Source organism: Peribacillus sp. CSMR9 (genome assembly GCF_033141925.1).
Lineage (GTDB): Bacteria > Bacillota > Bacilli > Bacillales > DSM-1321 > Peribacillus > Peribacillus simplex_A.
Window position 1 is genome coordinate 1 of record NZ_JAOPHO010000233.1, and the last position, 538, is coordinate 538.

A 538-nucleotide genomic window follows, 5' to 3' on the forward strand; every position below is an offset into this window, starting at 1 on the left:
TGGATATATCTTTAGAAAAGATTCGAATTTTTGCAGAGAATTAAACAAGCCTACACCAAGAACCAAGTCATTTGGTGATAATAGATTTGTTAAGTAATTTTTCATTTTTTTCACTCCTTTTTTAAAATACGTTACGGTAAAATGCCCAATTATTTCTATAAATCCTTATTGTTTTTAATATTCCAAATCTTCAAAGCCATGTAACCTTTCCTCTACAAGTTCTTCTACTGTGATCTCCAATGCCTTAACGATTTTCATAATATTTTCATGTGTAGGGTATTTCCGATTTCCTCTTTCGATTTGAGATATAGTCGATTGTGGAACTCCTGATTTTTCCGCAAGTTCAAATTGAGTCCAACCTTTCTCTAATCTTTTTTTCCTGATTTTATTAATGATGTTCACCTCCTTAAAGTTATTATATTCGAAATCGAATAATTTGTAAATGGGTTTTAAATTATTTGTTTTCAAATATATAAATTTTTTTTTATTTTTTCTGATAAGATAAATCTAAATACAAATATCAATCCTATAAGGGGTA

At 27.9% G+C, this 538-nt stretch carries 1 protein-coding gene; it reads right to left on the bottom strand.

Going from position 1 to position 538, the window contains the following annotated elements:
* Window positions 1-174 precede the first annotated feature (174 nt).
* Complete coding sequence (locus N9I19_RS25055; protein WP_411730972.1) at window positions 175-468, bottom strand: helix-turn-helix domain-containing protein; 294 nt, start codon at window positions 466-468, stop codon at window positions 175-177.
* Window positions 469-538 lie beyond the last annotated feature (70 nt).